The sequence below is a fragment of the Marinobacter sp. F4206 genome (assembly GCF_019392195.1).
Taxonomy (GTDB): Bacteria; Pseudomonadota; Gammaproteobacteria; order Pseudomonadales; family Oleiphilaceae; genus Marinobacter.
This window is the reverse complement of sequence record NZ_JAHXKI010000002.1, coordinates 2202812-2221893: the sequence shown is the minus strand read 5'-3', so window position 1 is coordinate 2221893 and position 19082 is coordinate 2202812. Positions and strand designations below refer to the sequence as shown.

The 19082-nt window shown below is 61.9% G+C and carries 16 protein-coding genes; 8 read left to right on the top strand and 8 right to left on the bottom strand.

The window, feature by feature from the left end; genetic code table 11:
- The first annotated feature begins 92 nt into the window (after positions 1-92).
- Complete coding sequence (locus tag KZO34_RS12495; protein WP_219476895.1) at positions 93-326, top strand: DUF2789 domain-containing protein; 234 nt, start codon at positions 93-95, stop codon at positions 324-326.
- Here KZO34_RS12495 and KZO34_RS12490 read toward each other — a convergent pair.
- The 7 genes from KZO34_RS12490 to KZO34_RS12460 form a co-directional block, all read right to left on the bottom strand.
- On the bottom strand, positions 320-1762 hold the full coding sequence (locus KZO34_RS12490) for a GGDEF domain-containing protein (protein WP_219476893.1): 1443 nt from the start codon (positions 1760-1762) through the stop codon (positions 320-322). The two genes, KZO34_RS12495 and KZO34_RS12490, sit on opposite strands and share 7 nt — an antisense overlap.
- Positions 1763-1822: 60 nt before the next feature.
- The gene (gene xerC / locus KZO34_RS12485) at positions 1823-2782 is read right to left on the bottom strand and encodes a tyrosine recombinase XerC (protein ID WP_219476891.1); all 960 of its coding nucleotides are present in this window, start codon (positions 2780-2782) and stop codon (positions 1823-1825) included.
- A 10-nt stretch (positions 2783-2792) separates the two neighbouring features.
- Positions 2793-3539, bottom strand: coding sequence for a DUF484 family protein (locus KZO34_RS12480; RefSeq protein WP_219476888.1), 747 nt, complete (start codon positions 3537-3539; stop codon positions 2793-2795).
- 16 nt (positions 3540-3555) lie between these two features.
- Positions 3556-4470: a diaminopimelate epimerase gene (gene dapF / locus KZO34_RS12475; protein WP_219477305.1), complete on the bottom strand. Its 915-nt coding sequence runs from the start codon at positions 4468-4470 to the stop codon at positions 3556-3558.
- Between the two features lie 14 nt (positions 4471-4484).
- Complete coding sequence (gene lysA, locus KZO34_RS12470) at positions 4485-5735, bottom strand: diaminopimelate decarboxylase (protein ID WP_219476886.1); 1251 nt, start codon at positions 5733-5735, stop codon at positions 4485-4487.
- Between the two features lie 40 nt (positions 5736-5775).
- Entirely contained in the window at positions 5776-5949 is a 174-nt protein-coding gene (gene lptM, locus KZO34_RS12465) for an LPS translocon maturation chaperone LptM (protein WP_219476885.1), read from the bottom strand.
- Between the two features lie 65 nt (positions 5950-6014).
- Positions 6015-8873 carry a class I adenylate cyclase gene (locus KZO34_RS12460; protein ID WP_219476883.1) on the bottom strand — a complete coding sequence of 953 codons (2859 nt, stop codon included), beginning with the start codon at positions 8871-8873 and terminating at the stop codon, positions 6015-6017.
- 145 nt (positions 8874-9018) lie between these two features.
- Between KZO34_RS12460 and KZO34_RS12455 the strand changes: the two genes are divergently transcribed.
- Positions 9019-11463, top strand: coding sequence for an EAL domain-containing protein (locus KZO34_RS12455; RefSeq protein ID WP_219476880.1), 2445 nt, complete (start codon positions 9019-9021; stop codon positions 11461-11463).
- Between the two features lie 30 nt (positions 11464-11493).
- Here KZO34_RS12455 and argH read toward each other — a convergent pair whose 3' ends face one another.
- Positions 11494-12903: an argininosuccinate lyase gene (gene argH / locus KZO34_RS12450; RefSeq protein ID WP_219476878.1), complete on the bottom strand. Its 1410-nt coding sequence runs from the start codon at positions 12901-12903 to the stop codon at positions 11494-11496.
- 173 nt (positions 12904-13076) lie between these two features.
- Between argH and KZO34_RS12445 the strand changes: the two genes are divergently transcribed.
- The 6 genes from KZO34_RS12445 (at position 13077) to KZO34_RS12420 (ending at position 19050) form a co-directional block, all read left to right on the top strand.
- Positions 13077-14069: a sensor histidine kinase gene (locus KZO34_RS12445; RefSeq protein ID WP_219477304.1), complete on the top strand. Its 993-nt coding sequence runs from the start codon at positions 13077-13079 to the stop codon at positions 14067-14069.
- A gap of 9 nt (positions 14070-14078) precedes the next feature.
- Positions 14079-14840 carry a LytR/AlgR family response regulator transcription factor gene (locus tag KZO34_RS12440; RefSeq protein ID WP_219476876.1) on the top strand — a complete coding sequence of 254 codons (762 nt, stop codon included), beginning with the start codon at positions 14079-14081 and terminating at the stop codon, positions 14838-14840.
- A 95-nt stretch (positions 14841-14935) separates the two neighbouring features.
- Complete coding sequence (gene hemC, locus KZO34_RS12435; protein WP_219476874.1) at positions 14936-15877, top strand: hydroxymethylbilane synthase; 942 nt, start codon at positions 14936-14938, stop codon at positions 15875-15877.
- Positions 15858-16670, top strand: coding sequence for a uroporphyrinogen-III synthase (locus KZO34_RS12430; protein WP_219476871.1), 813 nt, complete (start codon positions 15858-15860; stop codon positions 16668-16670). The genes hemC and KZO34_RS12430 overlap by 20 nt, the downstream gene beginning before the upstream one ends.
- Positions 16671-16678: 8 nt before the next feature.
- Entirely contained in the window at positions 16679-17812 is a 1134-nt protein-coding gene (locus KZO34_RS12425) for a uroporphyrinogen-III C-methyltransferase (protein ID WP_219476869.1), read from the top strand.
- Entirely contained in the window at positions 17809-19050 is a 1242-nt protein-coding gene (locus tag KZO34_RS12420; RefSeq protein ID WP_219476867.1) for a heme biosynthesis HemY N-terminal domain-containing protein, read from the top strand. The genes KZO34_RS12425 and KZO34_RS12420 overlap by 4 nt, the downstream gene beginning before the upstream one ends.
- The last annotated feature ends 32 nt before the right edge of the window (positions 19051-19082 follow it).

Genomic DNA, 19082 nt, shown 5'->3' with positions numbered 1-19082 from the left:
TATCCTCAAGGGTTCCGCTACATTTCAGGGAACAATACCTGCAAACGACCGTGATTTCATTCAGGCAACCGCCAATCAGGAGAACTGTATCCATGGATACAAGCAAGCACACGCTCAGTACCCTTTTCGAACAGCTCGGCCTGGCAGCCGACGAAAAGAGCATTGAGGACTTTGTGGCCAGATACTCGCCACTGCCCCGGGAAATTGCGCTTCAGGATGCCCCGTTCTGGTCGGAAAGCCAGTCTCACTTTCTGGAAGAGGGCCTGGAAGAGGATAGCGACTGGGCGGAGGTCATCGACGAACTCGACGCCCGCATGCGTCACTGACCCGCCCCATCTGCACTGATGTGAACCCGATCCCGACCGGCGTCCTTGGCCAAATACAGGGCTCGGTCGGCACGATCGAATACCGTTTCCTCCGAATCTCCCGCCCCGAAAGACGCCAGCCCGGCCGAGAACGTCACCGTGACCGGCTCACCGCTGAAATGAAACGGCAGATTACCCACATGTTGCCGAAGCTGATCCATCGCCACTTTGGCGGCATCCGGCGCGGTTTCCGGAAACAGCAGCACAAACTCCTCGCCACCAAACCGGGCAATAAAATCCGTGGCCCGGAGCCGCTCGCTGAGCTCCCGGGCCACCAACTGGAGCACCCGGTCGCCGGCCTTGTGGCCGTAGGAATCGTTGATTCGTTTGAAAAAATCGATATCAAGCACGCCAATCGTCAATGACGCCTGGTAGCGCTGCCAGCGATTGAACTCGAAGGACAGGCGTTCCTGCCAGGCTTCCCGGTTTGGTAACTGGGTCAGCAAATCGGTCATTGCCCGCTGGCGTTCACGGCGGACTTCGTTCTGGACCTGCTCGGAGTGGGCCTCCATGGCCGCCACTTTTTCCTGCATGGCCTTGAGCTGTTCCGACAGGGCCTTCTCCCGCTCTGTCTCCTGCTCACGAAACCGCCCCATTGCCTGGCCAATGGACGACAGGTGCTGACTGACCGAGTCTTTCAGTTCCTGCAGATCTTCACTGTCCCGAAGCTGCGAGCCCGCCCGTTCCAGTTGCTGTCGAATTTCACGATCCAGCGTTTCGGAAGCCGTCAGTCGGTTCGACTGCGCCGACGACTGCTCCGAAAAATGGCTCCGAAGCACCTCAAGCCGCTCATCAAGCCGCTTCAGGAAGGCCTCGAATTCGCGCTGGCTACGCGTGACGGCCGCGATCACCAGTTCGGCAACATGGTTCAGACCTTCCCGCAGCTCGGTCCAGTCATTGCTCGATAGCAACGCCTGTTGCAGGGACCGGGCGCGGGTCTCGGCAGCCGGCTCGAGGGTCACGTTGTTGAGCAGTTGCCCCAGCAGCTGACCAACGCGCCGGGCTATCCGCAGCCGCTGGGTATTATCAGCCAGGTCCTGATCGTCCCCAGGAACATTCGGAGTGTCTCCGGAACCGGAGGCAGGAGCGACGGCCGCCGATTCCCGGTTCTCCCGAACGCTGACTGGAGCAGGCTGTTCGTCAAGCAAGGCCACCTGACGGTCGATCTGTTCCTGCAACTCCCGCCAGGCATCAACATCCACGTTTTTCTTGCGCAGGTCCTTACGTACCTGCGCCAGCAGCCGGTCCAGTTCCGGGGTCTGCCCCTCCGAAGCCAGGCTCGTGCGCACCAGCATCCGCTCCAGGGTGTTGCGTTCAACCTTCCATTGCTGTTCCCGGATGTCCGCCGACTCCAGCTCCTGAAGGTACTTGTCCTTCCAGGACTGATCCGATGCCATTGAGCGCTCCCGAATTGCCTTTGCTAACCACATAGTCGTGTTTTCGAATCCCGTGACCGGCTATTCGCCGGCACTGTCTTGCTTACGATGCTGACCATGATACCGATGACGACGGGCTCTGGGGTGACTCTGATCATAAACCCGGGCCAAATGTTGAAAATCCAGATGGGTGTAGACTTGCGTTGTGGCGATGTCGGCATGGCCGAGAAGTTCCTGGACGGCCCTCAGGTCACCACTGGATTCCAGCATGTGGCTGGCGAAGGAGTGGCGCAGCAGGTGGGGATGGAGTTTCTGGTCAGCCCCTTTGGCGAGTCCCCAGCGGTTGAGACGCGACTGGATACTGCGATGGCTCAGGCGGTCACCACGCTGACTGACAAACAGGGCCTGTTCGGTATCCGGCGCCAGACCGGCCCGCAGCGGCAACCAGGCCTGAACGGCGGAACGGGCCTTGCGGCCCACAGGCAAAATCCGCTCTTTACCGCCCTTACCCATGACCCGGACCTCGCCGCCCTGGAGATCCACTGAATCAAGATCCAGGCTGGCCAGCTCGGACAGCCGCAGCCCCGAGGAATACATCAGTTCAAACATGCACAGGTCGCGGGTTTCCAGCGGATCGTCCGGGCTGGCGTCGAGCAGATGAGTAAGCTGGTCGACATCGGCCACCTTGGGCAGGCGGCGGGCGCTCTTGGGAGCCCGGATATCAAGCGCGGGATTGTCGCTGGCCAGACGCTCCCGCAACAAGTACTGGTAAAAACGACGAATGGCCGACAGGTGCCTGGCAATGCTGCGACCACTGAGCCCATCGCGACTCAGTCGTGCCACATATCGGCGCAGGTCATGGTTGGACACGGTCTGCCACTGATTCTGCTGATCCTGGCACAACCACTGTACAAGACGCAGCAGGTCACGGAGGTAGCTGTCACAGGTACGGGGGGAATGGCGTTTTTCCGAGGCGAGATGAGCGATGAAGGCGTCCAGTGGAGCGGTCAGGCTTGCTGGCGGCTCCACAGACACGGTCATTTCCGGCACCCTAGCGGGACTCCGTGGCGATGTCGGCCACCGGGGCCGCTCCGGTGTGGCGCTGAACCATGGGCGGAAGCAGGCGGCTCAGGGTGTCGCTGATGTAGCTCAGAAACAGGGAGCCCATGCTCTGATCAAAGTAAGCCGGCTGGCAGCTGCCGACGGCGAATACCCCGACCAGATCATTGCTACGCAGTGGCACCAGGGCAACCGAGGCAATCGGTTCCTCCCGGTCCGGGAACAGAAACTGCCGCTCGCTTTCCCGGAACTGGCCACAGACGGCGCGACTGCCTTCCAGAAGGCTACCCAGACGCTCGCGGGCTTCGTCCGGGCGGACCACATGAAGTGCCCCCTGGGACGGGTCCGGCAGAGGGACATCGGTAAACAACAGGACCGAAGCCGCATCAAGTCCGAAATCCCCCCGGATGCTGTCGTCGATCGCCGACGCCATATCGTTGAGGGTACGGGCTTCAATCACGTTCATCAGGAGGCGCTTGCTCTTCTCGAACAGCCGGTCGTTCTGGCGGGCAATGGCAACCAGTTCCACCAGCTCCCGACGCAAGGTGTCCCGTTGTTCACGGAACAGATGCACCTGACGCTCCACCAGCGAGATCGCACGGCCACTGTCGTGGGGCAGGGTCAGACTGCGAAGCAGTTCATCCTGATCCACAAAGAAATCGGGGTTGTCCCGCAGGTACTCTGCCACCTGCTCCCGGCTGAGCTCTCCGGCCTTCTGGCGGGCCGTTTGGTCTGTCATCGCGCTCTCCTGACTGTCAGGACCGTTGTTTGGTTGGTCTACTGTTTCGCCGACGACGTCCCTGATGATCGCCGGGTAACCGCAACTGCCCCTCAAAGACGCTCGTTGCAGGGCCTTCCATCATAACAGGGGCACCCTCACCCTGCCATTCAATCACCAGCCGGCCGCCGCGCAACTCCACCTCGACCCGGTGGTCCAGCAGGCCCCGCAGGCAACCTGCCACCACGGCAGCGCAGGCGCCGCTGCCACAGGCCAGGGTCTCGCCCGAACCGCGTTCGAACACTCTCAGTCGGACGTGGGTGCGATCAATAATCTGAAGAAAACCGATGTTGGCCCGAGCCGGGAAGCGGGGGTGATTTTCCAGCCTCGGCCCCAGGCTCTCCACTGGGGCGGTATCCACGTCGTCCACCAACAGAACGCCATGGGGGTTGCCCATGGACAAGGCGCTCAGCTCCACGGTGGTGCCGTTGACGTCAACGGTGTAGACCTCCTTCCGACGATCGGCGGCAAACGGAATGGCTGGAGGATTCAGTTCCGGAACCCCCATATTGACCATGACCAGGCCGTCCTTACCCACCCGCAACTCGATCACACCTTTGGCGGTCTGAACCCGGATGACCTTCTTGTTGGTGAGGCGCTGATCCCGGACAAAACGTGCAAAACAGCGGGCTCCGTTACCACATTGCTCAACCTCGGAGCCGTCGGCATTGAAGATGCGGTAGCGGAAATCCACGTCCGGCAACCCGGGCGGCTCCACCACCAGCAACTGGTCAAAACCGATACCGAAATTCCGGTCCGCCAGCTCGCGGATCATGTCCGGGCTCAGGCGAAACGGCTGGCTGATGGCATCAACCACCATGAAATCGTTTCCGAGACCGTGCATCTTGGTGAACCGCACGGTTGCGCCCTGGCCTCGTCGCTGCTGCCCCATATCCTGCGCTCCGCTCATTCCGGCAGACAACTCTCGGGAGCAATCTGGTCTTCGAGGGTCTCGCGACGACGAACCACGTGCACCTGATCGCCATCCACCATCAACTCCGGTGGCCGGTTGCGGCTGTTATAGTTCGAACTCATGACAAACCCGTAGGCGCCGGCAGAACGAACCGCCAGCAGGTCACCGGCCTGCAGGCGAAGCTGACGATCCTTGCCAAGAAAATCACCCGTTTCACACACGGGACCAACCAGATCCCAGGATTTCTCCTCGCCCTTCTGGTGCGGGGTCACCGGCACAATCGACTGCCAGGCACTGTAGAGCGCCGGGCGAATCAGATCGTTCATGGCGGCGTCGATAATGGCGAAGTTCCGGTGTTCCGTGCACTTCAGGAATTCGACGCGGGTGACCAGGATGCCAGCGTTAGCGGCGATGGAACGCCCGGGCTCCATAATCAGCTCGAGCTCCCGGTCACCCAGGCGTTCGGCCAAGGCCGTGACGTAATCCGATGGCTGGGGCGGTTGCTCCTGGTCATAGGTAACGCCGAGGCCTCCGCCCATGTCCAGATGGCGAATGTGAACACCCTGTTCCGCGAGCACATCGATCAGGGCCAGGACCCGGTCCAGAGCGTCGAGAAAGGGGGATACCGAGGTCAGTTGCGAGCCGATGTGGCAATCAACGCCCTTGATGTCCAGGTTGGGCATGGCGGCTGCCCGGGCATAGACAGCCGGTGCCTCGGCAATATCGATTCCGAACTTGTTCTCTTTCAGGCCGGTGGAAATGTAGGGATGGGTGCCGGCATCGACGTCCGGATTTACCCGCAGGGAAACCGGGGCTCGAACGCCCAGTTCACCAGCCACGGCATTGAGACGGTCCAGTTCCGTATCGGATTCCACGTTGAAGCAGCGCACACCCGCTTCCAGGGCGCGCTTCATTTCCCACTCCTGCTTGCCGACACCGGAGAACACGACCTTGCCGGCCTCACCGCCGGCGCGCAGCACCCGCTCCAACTCACCGGCGGAAACGATATCGAAGCCAGCACCCAGGCGGGCCAGCACATTGAGGACCGCCAGGTTACTGTTGGCTTTTACCGCGTAGCAAACCAGATGCGGCCGGCCCTTGAGGGCATCGTCATAGGCCCGGTAATGCCGTTCCAGGGTAGCCCGGGAATAGACGTAGGCGGGCGTTCCGAAACGCTCGGCAATGGCAGAGACAGGCACATCCTCGGCAAACAGTTCGCCGTTGCGGTAGTTGAAGTGGTCCATGAGTTTCCTGATTCGTTATACGGGGCCAGAAGGCGACGCGTTACTCGCCGACATCCTCATCGTCGCGTACATCCCGGCTTCCGGGCTCGGCCGTTGCCGCTGTGGCACGGGCAGAGACTCCCGGATCCTCCCGGTACAGCGGGCCTTTCTGGCCACAGCCACTCAGTGCCACCAACACCATCAGACCGGCGAGCCAAACCTTTACCGCGCGCATTCTTGCTACCCCTGAGTTTACCATGGCGGAAGTATACCTGAGACCCCGCCCACGCGGCGAGGACACTAACGGTCACTATGCAGGGCCCGGTTCAGGGCCTGTTCGAGCACGGAGCGGTAGTAGAGATACTGGCTGGTCTGGATGTCCTGTTGATAGACCTGGGGATCCAGATCGTGCGGCAGGTGTACATCGGTCAGGTAAACCGGATAGGTCTCGTGATTCTGTCGCTGGGAGCGAATGTAATGGGCGACAGCCGGGATCAGCTGATCGCCATATTCCTGCACCGTGAATTCCTGCTCACCGCAGAAAATATCGAACCGGACCCGGCTGCCGCCTTCCTGCACACCCACCGCCTGAACCTCAAGACCCGGCAGGGGCACACCTGAATCAGTGTCCGGGCGGAGCTCGGTGCGCCAATGACCATCACGGTGCACGACTTCCTGACACTGCACACCCGCCAGCACGGTCGGAACATCACTGTGGCGGAGCATGCGGCGCTCCATGAGATTCTCCAGAAAGCGCAGCAGGGGCACCATCAGGTAACGCCGGTTGCCCACAGCCTGCTCCCAGCCCGAAAGCGAACCCAGCTCGTCAACCACCCAGATCCGCGCCCGGTCACCGCGGACGCAATAGAACACCTGTATATTGTCCGGTTCGCTGGCCTGGGAGACTGCCCTCAGGGCCGGATTCTCCGGGATTGCATGGCGGTCGAACACCACCGGCAGATAACGCTTCTGCGGCAGGGCAAGGTGCTCCATCAACGCACTGAAACTGTCCAGGGCCACGAACCCGGGTTCACGACCATTGAACTGGAGCAGAAAATAACGCCGATCCATTTCAATCACATAGCGCAACGGGTGGGGCCCAACGCCGCCCGCAAAAAACCGGCGCAAGACGTCACTGAACAGCTCCTGAACCCGTCGGGCGATGGCGGCGCCATGGCCCCGATTATGACCATGAACCCTGATACCGGGGATCGCTGATGGGTTACCGGCCACCGACGCCAACACGTTCTTGAGGCACTGCACCAGGGTGTCGCCTGCGGCATAGTGCTGGAGACTCACCTCGTGCCAGCTATTAAAGGTAATCTGGTCGATGGTCACCACAAGATTCTCCCGGCCCCCGCTGAAGCCGAGGGAATCATGCCGGGCGCTGAGCTTGTGCAGCCCTTTTTCCGTCAGATGGGCCTGTGGATCGACCCCGACATTCACCAGCAACAGGTTGCGCAACGGGCGGACGCCTTGGGAGAGCGCTTCCCGGTCCGCCGGCTCGATCGGAAACGGAAGAAAGCCGGACAGGGCTTCCAGCATTTCCCGCAACTCACTGACCGACGCCACGGTCTGGCCGGCCCGCACGTTCAGTCGGGTAGACCGGGACAGCAGACCATTGCAATAACACCACACCATCAGTTCGGTCAGGTTGCCGGAACGGCGGATGACTGGCTGCCAGAAAGCGTCGGCGGGATCCTCCAGATCCCGGTAAAGGAGCCAGCCGTTGCCATCGCTACCCTGTTCCGACTGGTGGTGAAAGGCCAGGTTCTCCTCCACCAGTGACGGTGCGAGGCCGGGATTGATCTGCTCAATCTTGCCGGCCTTACGTTGAAAGGCGGCATAGAGCTTGCGCCCCAGAAGGTTAATATCCCCGACACTGATGGCTGACCGGGTTCCGTGATCCCGGGCCATCTTCGACAACAACCGGTAACTGTGGGTCAGTTCGGCCACGATGAGCCGGCGTAGGCTGGTAACGGCCTCGGCTCGCCAGCGGTGACGATTGTCCAGCTCGTCCAGGGTCTGCTCAGGCCACTGCCAGCGCTGCACCAGCTGCGTCAGCAGGCGGACACGCCACTGCTCCGGGGCCGATTCAGTACGGGTCAGCGGAAGCCCTGCTTTCAGATACAGGCTGCGCCGAACCAGATCGAGCCGCCCCGACATCGACGGATCTGACAGCCAGTCTTCCAGACGGTGGTACAACATCAGATACGGATCCAGTCCATCGGCATCGGTTTCGCCCCGGAACACCGCTCGTTTGAACACACTCGACAACAGCGGCTGGTCCTTGGCCTGGGCATAACATTCGATCAGCAACAGCTTGAGGATCGATTTCCAGGGTGCATCGATGCCCTTGTACAGCTGCCATACTCCCGCCCCGAGGAACTCCTCGTCGGGAATGGCTGCCACCGGGCCAAAATCAATGTACTCATCCCCCCGGACAAAGCGGCAATCCACGAGCTGGCGCATGCACTCGTCGTAGCGGGATTCACAGTCCGCAGGAATCAACCACCACATGGGGTAACGGCCGCCCAGGTGGATACTGGTCCGGTAGAACTCGTCGAGCAGCAAGTAATGTTGCGCACTGCCACAGTTTTCACCGGTCACCTCGGCGCGCTGTCTGCCCGCACGCCAGTCCTCCGCGCAGAAAACAAACACGTGCAGTTCGACGCCGAGCGATGCCGCCCACTCCGACAGCTTTTCCGCCTTCCGCTCCAGACAAAGAATCCCCCGCTCCGGCAGATCACTCCGGTGGCACAACCACAGATCCAGATCACTGGCCACCGAATGCCCGAGCGTGCCCGGGCTGCCCATCAGAAACAGAGCATCCAGATCCGGCCGGCGCTTGCCCTCGTTGCGTACGCTGAAGGTTCGCGCCAGACGACGTGCAGCATTGAGAGTCGCGGACAGTGGCCGGTAATGGCTCAGTCCGTAGGGGCAGTCAGAGTCGATGTACCCCGGCAGCGCGGGATGGTTGGTGTGAAACACCAGGGGCAGCACTTCCAGAACGATCCGCTGGCGGTAGGTCAATGCCGAACACGCCCGCTCCCAGCGCTGCTGGTTGACCGAGAGAAACCGGTCCCGCAGACGACGCAGGGTCTTGCGATCTATACCCTCTTCGAAATCCAGGGCAATCGGGGCAACATGGGCGGTCAAGGCAACTCCGGGGAGAGGTTCTTTTCGGTCTCGGTATCAGTATGATGGACGCATCGTGGCAAAACCGACAAAAAAATAAAAGCGGAGCCGGCACGTTCCGGGCGACCTGCAGAATCATACCGAAGAAGACCGAGGCGTACCCGTTGTGAAAGAATTCGTCATCCGTCGTTACCGTTCCGATCAGCCCAGGGGGTCTGAACGCAGCGCCCTGCTGCGTATCGATGACGAGGGCAAAGTGCTGTTTGCCGACCGCCACGCCGAATCCGTGCTCGGATATGACGCCAGCGAGCTGGAGAGCCAGCCGGTCCACCGGATTCTGGCGTCCCGACAGGACGATCCCTTTGCCCCGACCAACCGCCACCGGATCGAACGGGGGCAGGATGCCCTGGTCACCTTCCGGCACAAGGAAGGTTTTTTCTACACCGCCTCCCTGAGCCTGCGCCTGAACATGCGGGATTCCGACAAGGCGGCCAGCGCCAGCATCAGCCAGCGTGACAACAGCGCCATGGATCCGCGTCTCCTGAAATCCGCCGAGGACAGCGCTGCGTTCGGGATCTGGGAGCTGGACACCCAGACCAATGAAATGACCTGGACCGAGGGTGTTTTCCGGTTGCTGGAGCTGCGTCCGGACTCTGACATCACACCCGAACAGGCCCTGTTCTACTGCCAGGCTGGCCAGAACCGGGTTCGTGCATTGTTCCGGCGGTGCATTCGAACGGGTGAGCCCTTTTCCCTGGAGCTGAACCTGCTTACCGCACGCCAGAATATCCGGCGGGTCACGCTGAACGGCCGGGCCCTGAAAAACGGCAACCGGATCCAGCGGCTGGGGGGATGCGTGGTGGACCAGACGCCGGTGATGCATCGCGATCAGGCTCGTCAGCACGCGGAGCAGATACTGACCGCAACCACGCTGGCAACACCGGATTTGGTTGCAGCCGTCGATCGTAACCTGAAGCTGCTGCACTGCAACCAGCCCTTCTGCCACCAGTTTGCCAATGTCTTCGGCGTGACCCCGAAACCCGGTGACGACCTGAAACACCTGCTGCCGGACCACCCCAACGAACGCCGGCTCATCGAACGGCTCTGGCAGCGGGCGTTCGACCGGGATAGCTTCGTGGTGGAGATGCCACTGGCCCAGCAGAACCGGGAACTGCCGGTTTACGAATTTCATTACCAGCGGCTGACCAACGGTCAGGGTGACGTTATCGGTGCGGTGCATGTGGCCCGCGACATCAGCCAACGCGTCAATCACGGGGCCAGCAGTGAGTACCGCATCCGTCATGACCCGGTCACCGGGCTGATGAACCGTCGTGCCTTTATCGCCCGACTGCTACGCACCCTGGAACAGAAAACCCATCGGGAATCCTGCGACAGCCTGCTGTACCTCGATCTGGATGAGTTCGAGCGCTTCAACGACCTGGCCGGCAGCGGCACCTGCGACCGCTACCTCCGCGAACTGGCCGGCAACCTTGGCATTCGCGTGCGCCAGCGGGATGCCCTGGCGCGGCTGTCCGGTGACACCTTTGCCCTGCTGATCGAGAATTGCCCCGAACCCAGGGCCCGGAAGATTGCCGAGGACATCCTCCAGCTGATCGGCGAGTTCGTTTTTGAATGGCAGGGCCATTCACTGCAGACCACGGCGTCGGGCGGCCAGTTGTTGATGGACAACGAGGTACCCAGCGACCCGGAACAATTACTCAGCCAGGCCGCAGATCTCTGTCACACGGCCAAGACCTCGGGGCGCAACCGCATCCATACCGCCCGGGCCCTGGCCCTTCAGACCGACGAGACGACTGCAAATCAACAGGTCGAACTGATCCGAAAGGCCCTGGACAACCAGAACCTCATCCTTGCCTTCCAGGCACTCAAACCGGTTGCCAGCGTCACCTGGGGGGATCACATCGAGATCCTGTGCCGGGTACCCGGCGATGGGGTGAATCAGGATGAGCTTCGCCCGGACCAGTTCCTGCCGATCGCCGAACGGTTCGATCTCGCCAAACGTCTGGACCGGCAGGTCATCCGCCAGACGCTGACCTGGCTCGACAACCACCGACTGCTGGAGCCCCGTCTCAAGTACTGTGGTTTCAATCTGTCCCTGGCCAGCGTTCTCGATGATACTTTCGCGGACTTCCTGGAAAACGAGCTACTGGACTCACCGTTTGCTCCGGAATGCTTCTGCCTGGAGATTCGCGAAGCCCACGCCTCCCAGTACCCGGACGACGTCACGGTGTTGTGTGACGCCCTGCACCGGATCGGATGTCGGGTTGCCCTGGACGGTGCCGGGGCCTCGGTAGAAAGTTACAGTCTGGCGGCAAAACTGCCGGTCGATATCATCAAACTGGATCGGCGGATGATGCAGCACCTCGAAGATGATCCGGTACAGCAGGTAATGGTCGAGGCCCTGCACCGCATTGCCGAAGTGGCAGGCAAGAAAACCGTGGCAACATTTATTGAAAGCGATAACACACTCAGCAAGGTGAGGACCCTGGGCATTCACTACGGCCAGGGATTCAGGCTGTCACGCCCCCAACCACTGGCCGAGCTGACCCCGGCGGCGGTGAACCTGACCACCGGACGCATCGGCGGCTAGCCGAGGCGCCCAGAGGCCGGCAAAACCGGATCAGGCCAGCTGTTTGCGGGCCCGATCCACGGCCGCCCGGACCTGGTCGGGAGCCGTGCCACCCAGATGATCCCGGGCCTGCACGGAGCCTTCGAGGGTGAGGACATCGAACACGTCCTCGCCGATCACGTCAGAAAACTGCTTGAGCTCGTCCAGGGTCATGTCGGACAGATCGCGCCCCTCGGCCACGCCAAACGCCACCGATTTGCCCACGATTTCATGGGCATCGCGGAACGCCACGCCCTTCTTGACCAGGTAGTCGGCCAGATCGGTGGCCGTGGAAAAGCCCCGCTTGGCCGCAACCCGCATGTTGTCAGCCTTGGCGCGAATCGCGGGGATCATGTCGGCGTAAGCCTTGAGGCAGCCTTTGATGGTATCGACAGTATCGAACAGCGGCTCCTTGTCCTCCTGGTTGTCCTTGTTGTAGGCCAGCGGCTGGCTTTTCATCAGGGTCAGCAGGCTGATCAGGTGCCCGTTAACCCGACCGGTCTTGCCCCGAACCAGCTCAGGCACATCCGGGTTTTTCTTCTGGGGCATGATCGACGAGCCGGTGCAGAACCGGTCCGGCAGGTCAATGAAGTCAAACTGGGCGGAGGTCCACAGCACCAGTTCCTCACTGAAACGCGACAGATGGGTCATCAACAGGGCCGAGAAACTGCAGAACTCGATGGCGAAGTCACGATCACTGACCGAATCAAGCGAGTTCTCGGTCGGCCGGTCAAAACCCAGCAGTGCCGCCGTCATCTGCCGGTCGATCGGATAGGTGGTGCCCGCCAGCGCGGCGGCCCCCAGGGGCATGACGTTCACACGCTTACGGCAGTCCTGCAGACGCTCGGCATCACGCACCAGCATCTCGTACCACGCCAGCAGGTGGTGGCCGAAGGTCACGGGCTGGGCCGTCTGCAGATGGGTAAAGCCGGGCATGATGGTATCCGCTTCCCGCTCGGCCAGATCCAGCAGGCCCGTCTGCAGGCGCGTCAGTTCCTCGGCAATCACATCAATCTCGTCGCGCAGGTACAGGCGAATATCGGTGGCCACCTGGTCGTTACGGCTCCGGCCGGTGTGCAGTTTCTTGCCCGTGATGCCAATGCGATCGGTCAGGCGGGCTTCGATGTTCATGTGAACGTCTTCCAGACTCACCGACCATTCGAAGGTACCAGCCTCGATGTCGGCCTTGACGCCATTCAGGCCCTCGATGATGGTGTCGCGCTCTTCGTCGGTCAGTACACCCACGGCGGCCAGCATGGTGGCGTGCGCGATCGAGCCGGTAATGTCGTGGTGATAGAGACGCTGGTCAAAGCCCACAGACGCCGTAAAGCGCTCCACGAAGGCGTCGGTTGGTTCGCTGAAGCGTCCGCCCCAGGGTTTTTCGGAGGTTGTGGTCTGGTCAGGCTTATTCTGATCCGTCATGGTCTATCTTTCCTGCTGACAGCCCGGCATCATCTGGCGGGAATTGGGTACATTGAACGTGGCGGGAGTATAGCATTCTGACCCGTGTAAAGGAGCCACCCCTGAACGGCGACAAAGGTGTAACAGTCAACGAGTTCTTCGTGCCGGACCTGTGCCGGGTGCGGGCGGTGTTCATGCTCCTGATCACCAGCGAACTGTTTGTTCTGGTGCTGGCCATTGTCCAGGCAAACGCGGGCTGGATTGACTGGAACTACTTCGGCCTGCTGTCGCTGTTTGTGCAGTGGACCACGCTCACCAGTGCCGCCCTGATCTGCCTGCTGCGACGCCGTCTGGCTCGAATGTCGGTGGCCCGGGCCACGCTCAGCATCGTCGCCATTGTCCTGCTGGACGTTCTGGCCTTCAGCCTGTTTGCCGACAGCGTTTTGCACCCCCAGGCCGGCGTTGCGGTCTGGCAGGGCATCGCCAAGAAACTGCTGCTGGCCCTGCTGATCGCCCTGATGGTGCTTCGCTACTTCTACCTCCAGCACCAATGGCAGCAGCAGCGGGAAGCGGAAATGCAGTCACACCTGACGGCACTGCAGGCCCGTATCCAGCCCCACTTCCTGTTTAACAGCATGAACACCATTGCCAGCCTGATCGCGGTCAATCCCGATCAGGCCGAGGAAGCCGTGCTCGACCTGTCGGAACTGTTCCGCGCCAGCCTGCGCACCGTCGATCAACTGATCCCCCTGGCCCGGGAACTGGACCTGTGCCAACGCTACCTGGCCATCGAGGCGCTGCGCCTGGGTGATCGGCTGACCCTTGACTGGCAGATCGACCCCGGACTGGATCAGCAGGCGATCCCGCCCCTGACCCTTCAGCCCCTGGTGGAGAACGCCATCTACCACGGCATCCAACCCAGACCCGACGGCGGCACCGTGCGGGTGGAGGCACAGGCCAGGGGCGATTTTGTATACTTGCTGGTGCAAAATCCGAAACCGGATCACAACGACCGTCAGCATGAGGGTAACCGCATGGCGCTGGCGAACATCCAGTCACGCCTGCAGGCACTGTTTGGCGAACCCGCGGTGCTCAAGCACAGCCACCACAACGACATATACACGGTGACCCTGCGACTGCCGCGCCAGAGTGCCAATTCGCAAACCACGACAACCACAAGGATCTGATCACCTGACATGTCCAGCACACCCTCATCCACCCGCAGTATCCTGATCGCCGACGACGAACCGCTTGCGCGGGAACGTTTGCGGCGCCTGGTGGATGCCCTGCCCGGCTACCAGGTCTGCGGCGAAGCGGCGGACGGCGATGCCGCGCTGAAGCAGGTGGCGGACCTGGAGCCCGACATCCTGTTGTTGGATATCCGGATGCCGGGTATGGACGGCATGGAGGCGGCGGCCCGGCTGGGGCAGCTGACCAACCCGCCAGCCCTCGTCTTCTGCACGGCCTACGACCACTACGCGATCCAGGCGTTTGACGTTCAGGCCACCGCGTACCTGCTCAAGCCGGTGCGCAAGGAGGCCCTGGCGGATGTGCTGGAACGAGCCGGACGGGTGAACCGGGTCCAGCTGCAGACCCTGACGGAGCTGAGCACCGAGGACGACGAACAGCTGGCCGTGCGCACCTATCGCGGCACCGAACTGATCGACCTTGCGGACATACTTTACTGCGAGGCGGACCAGAAGTACGTCACCCTTCACCATGCCAACGGCGAAACGGTCTGCGATTACACCCTGAAGGAACTCGAGAACACTTACCCGCGCCATCTGCTTCGCATTCACCGGCATACGCTGGTGGGTGTCCGCTTCGTCCAGGCCCTGAAACGCACATCGGATGGCCAGAGCCTGGTGGCGTTGCGGGATGGCCAGGGTGAGCTCCCGGTCAGCCGGCGCCATGCAAGCAGCGTGCGCCAATGGCTGCAGGAACACCAGCCAGGCTAATCCCGCCCCTCGGGATACCCGGACATCCACGGCGGGACTTTTTTCCTGTCACAAGGTAACCTTGGCGGACATTTTTCGAACCGACAGTGAGTGTCATGTCAAAACGTACCCTTCGCATCGCAACCCGCAGCAGTGCCCTGGCACTGTGGCAGGCAGAATTCATCAAGGCCGAGCTGGAACGCCTGAACGACAATGTCGACGTCGAGCTGGTCAAGATCAAAACCCAGGGCGACAAGATTCTGGACGTTCCGCTGGCCAAGATTGGCGGCAAAGGCCTGTTTGTGAAGGAGCTCGAAGAAGCCATGCTGGATGGCCGGGCCGACCTTGCTGTGCACTCCATGAAGGACGTCCCCATGGCGTTTCCCGAGGGCCTTGGCCTCGTCGCCATCTGCGAGCGCGAGGATCCCACCGACGCCTTCGTCAGCAATAACTACGACAACGTCGATGCCCTGCCGGATGGCGCCGTGGTTGGCACTGCCAGCCTGCGTCGCGAAGCCCAGCTGCGGGCCTATCGGCCGGATCTGGAGATCCGGGTTCTGCGGGGCAATGTGAACACCCGTCTGGGGAAACTGGACGCCGGCGATTACGACGCCATCGTGCTCGCCAGCTCCGGTCTTAAACGCCTCGGCTTCCACGACCGGATCCGCTACTGCCTGCCGGACACCGTATCCCTGCCAGCCGTCGGCCAGGGTGCCCTCGGTATTGAATGTCGACTTGACGACAGCGACCTGCGCAACATGCTGGCCGCCCTCAACCACAAAGACACCTGGGACCGAGTGAGCGCCGAACGCGCCCTGAACCGTCGCCTTGAAGGCGGCTGCCAGGTCCCCATTGCCGCCTACGCCCTGCTCGAGGACGAACATACGCTCTGGTTGCGGGGCCTGGTCGGCGCCGTCGACGGCACTCAGATTTTCCGGGTGGAAGGCCGTGCCCCGAGAGGCGAAGGGGAACGTCTTGGCCGGGAACTGGCTGAAGACCTGCTGGCGCTGGGCGCCGACAAGGTGCTGGCTGAAATCTATGGCCACACCCCACGCTGAGCTAACCGGGCTTGACGGCCGGCGCATTCTGATCTGCCGGCCCGAACCCGAAGCGTCCCGCCTGGCTGAGCGTTTCCGCGCTGCCGGCGCCGACGCCCGGGTGTTTTCTCTGATCAACCGGACCCCCCTGCCGGAAACGCCTGAACGGCGTACGCTGATCCTCAATCTTGATCAGTTCACCCACATCATCACCGTAAGCCCTTACGCCGCTCGCCTCTTGCTGGACGAGCTCGATACCTGGTGGCCGCAGATCCCCTCAGGCATCCGCTGGTATGCCGTCGGGGCCGGGACGGCGGCGGTACTGGCCGACCAGGGACTGAGTATTCGTAAGCCCGCCTCGGGCTGGACCAGTGAGGCCCTGCTGGCGCTGCCGTCGCTGACGCAGGTGGACGGTGAACGGGTGCTGCTGGTTCGGGGTGAGGACGGCCGCGAGCTGATTCGAGAAACCCTCGAAGCCCGGGGCGCCCGAGTCTCCCTGCTGCCGCTGTATCAACGGACGGTGCCCGAGTACCCGCCGGAGCAGGTCCACCGCCTACTGGGCGAGTTTGCCCCGGAAGCCGTGATCACCCTGTCGGGCGAAACCTTGAACAATCTCATCGCACTATGTGCGAATAGCAGCCATAATCTATACGATAGGTTATTGATTGTTCCCGCAGAACGGATCGCCGAACAGGCACGCGCAGCGGGATTCGAGAATCCGTGCATACCAGGAAGCCTTGCCGATAACGACATCGTGGCCGCCGTTGCAGCGCAACTGAACGGTCAGGACGGTGGCTCCGGAAAAGCCAAGTAAGGACGCCCGTGACTGAGACAACAGACCAACTGCCCGCCACCATCTCCAAGGATTCGCCCGCACGCCAGAGACTCTGGCCCGTCTGGCTACTGGCCCTCATTGCACTGGCGCTTGCCATTGCACTGGCTCTCTGGAGCTGGCAACAGTGGAACAACCAGCAGGCGGTTCAGCAAGCGCTTGCCAACCTGCAGCAGGACACCTCGCAGCTGGAGGATCTCTACGGCGACCGGGGAAGCCAGCAAAGTCAGCGACTGCAGTCCCTGGAGCAGAAACTGGCAGCGCAACGGGAGCTGATTGCCACCCAGCAGCGCCAGATCGATCACAATGCCCGGGAACTGCTCGAAGCCGGCAACCGCACCCGAACCGACTGGCTCCTGGCCGAGGCGGAATACCTGCTGCGCATTGCCAACCAGCGACTGATGATCGAGAAAGACATTCGCGGCGCCCTGTCCGCCCTGCAGGCGGCCGATGAAGTGCTCAACGAGTCGGATGACATCGGCGTGTACCCGGTCAGGCAACAGCTGGCTCGGGAAATCCTTGCGCTCAAGGGCATCAGCGGAGTCGACCGCACCGGCCTCTACCTTCAACTGGAAGCCGCGATCGACAGCATCCATCAGCTCACCGATCAGGCCCTGATCAATGCCCAGGCTCCCGGCTTCATTGCGGAAGATGGCGGGGGTTCGGCCGACACCGACAGTGACGCCAACGCCCTGACCCAGGGCTGGGACGCCTTCAAAAGCACCCTGAAACAGGTGGTGGTGGTCCGCCGCCTGGATGAACCAGTCAAACCCCTGTTGTCTCCAGACCAGAGCGCCTACGCCCGCCTGAACCTCCAACTGATGCTGGAAGAGGCGGAAATGGCCGTCCTCCGGGGCAATCAGCCGCTGTTTGAGCGGGCGCTGGCCAAGGCCAGGAACACCATTGATAGCTGGTATGACGCCAGCAACACCCGGGTACTGGCGCTTTCCGAGACCCTGACCGAGCTGGCTGGCCGGAACGTGGATCCGACGCTGCCGGACATCAGCAAATCCCTGGATCTGCTCAAGGAGCGCCTGGCAGGCAGGCTTCAGGCTGACAACACTGACGACTCCGGCACCAAGAACAACGGTGGGACCGAAGGCAACGGAGGCGACGATTCATGATCCGTCTGCTGCTTATCGTCCTGCTGGCCCTGCTGATCGGTACCGGGCTGTCACTCGGACTGCAGTACGACCTGGGCTACATCCGCATCAGCCTGGGCCATTACCTGATTGAAACCAACTTCTGGGTGGGTCTGGCGTGCCTGGTGGCGGTGGTTATTCTGATTATTGTCAGCCTCAACCTGTTTCGCCGCTTTCGCCGGAGTACCGGTGTCATGGCCGGCTGGCTCGCCCGCGGCAACGAACGCCGTGCCCGCCGGCGTACCACCCAGGGACTGCTGGCACTGGCCGAGGGCAACTGGCCACGGGCCCGCAAGCTGCTGACGTCGGCCGCGGACAACGCGGATACGCCACTGATCAACTACCTCGCCGCCGCCCAGGCCTCGTTCGAATCCGGCGATCATGAAGCGGTCGATGAGCTTCTGCGCAAAGCCTTTGAAAGCACTCCGGGATCGGATATGGCCGTGGGCATCACCCAGGCCCAGCTGCAACTGGCCGGCAACCGCCTCGAACAGGCACTTGCCACCCTGGTGCGGCTGCGGAAGCAGTCACCGCATCATCCATTCGTGCTCAAGCTGTTGAAAAACACCTACCTGAGGCTGGAGGACTGGCGCGAACTGGCAAAACTGCTGCCGGAACTGCGCAAGCGCAATGTGCTTCCGGAAGAGGAATTTCACGAATTGCAGCGTCTGGTCTGGCACAACCTGCTGGAGAGTGCCGCCGAAGACTGCCGACGGCGGCAAAAAGAGGATCCGGACGCCTCCCTGGAACCCCTGACCCGTCTGTGGGACGAGTTGCCCGGCTACTTGCGCCGTGACGAGTACACCATCCGGGACTATGCCCGCCTGCTGGCGGATCTTGGCGACGAAGTCCAGACCGAAACGCTGCTCCGCAAGGTACTGCGCAATCACTGGAGCGACGAGCTGATCAACCTGTACGGTCGCATTCAGGGGCAGAAAGCGGACGAGCAATTGCTGCTGGCGGAGCAGTGGCTGAAGGACCGACCGAACAACCCGGAACTACTGCTGGCACTGGGCCGACTCAGCCTTCGCAACGAGCTTTGGGGCAAGGCCCGGGAATACTTCGAAACCAGCCTGCGCTTACGCCGCAGCCGGGAAACCCTGGCGGAGCTGAGCCGACTGAACGCCCACATGGGCCAGGAAGAGGTCAGTATCAGACTGATGATGCAGGGGCTGGCCAACGACAACGGACTGCCCGAACTGCCGATGCCAAAGGCCTGAGACAGGTTACCGGGCAGTCCTTCAGGCCTGCC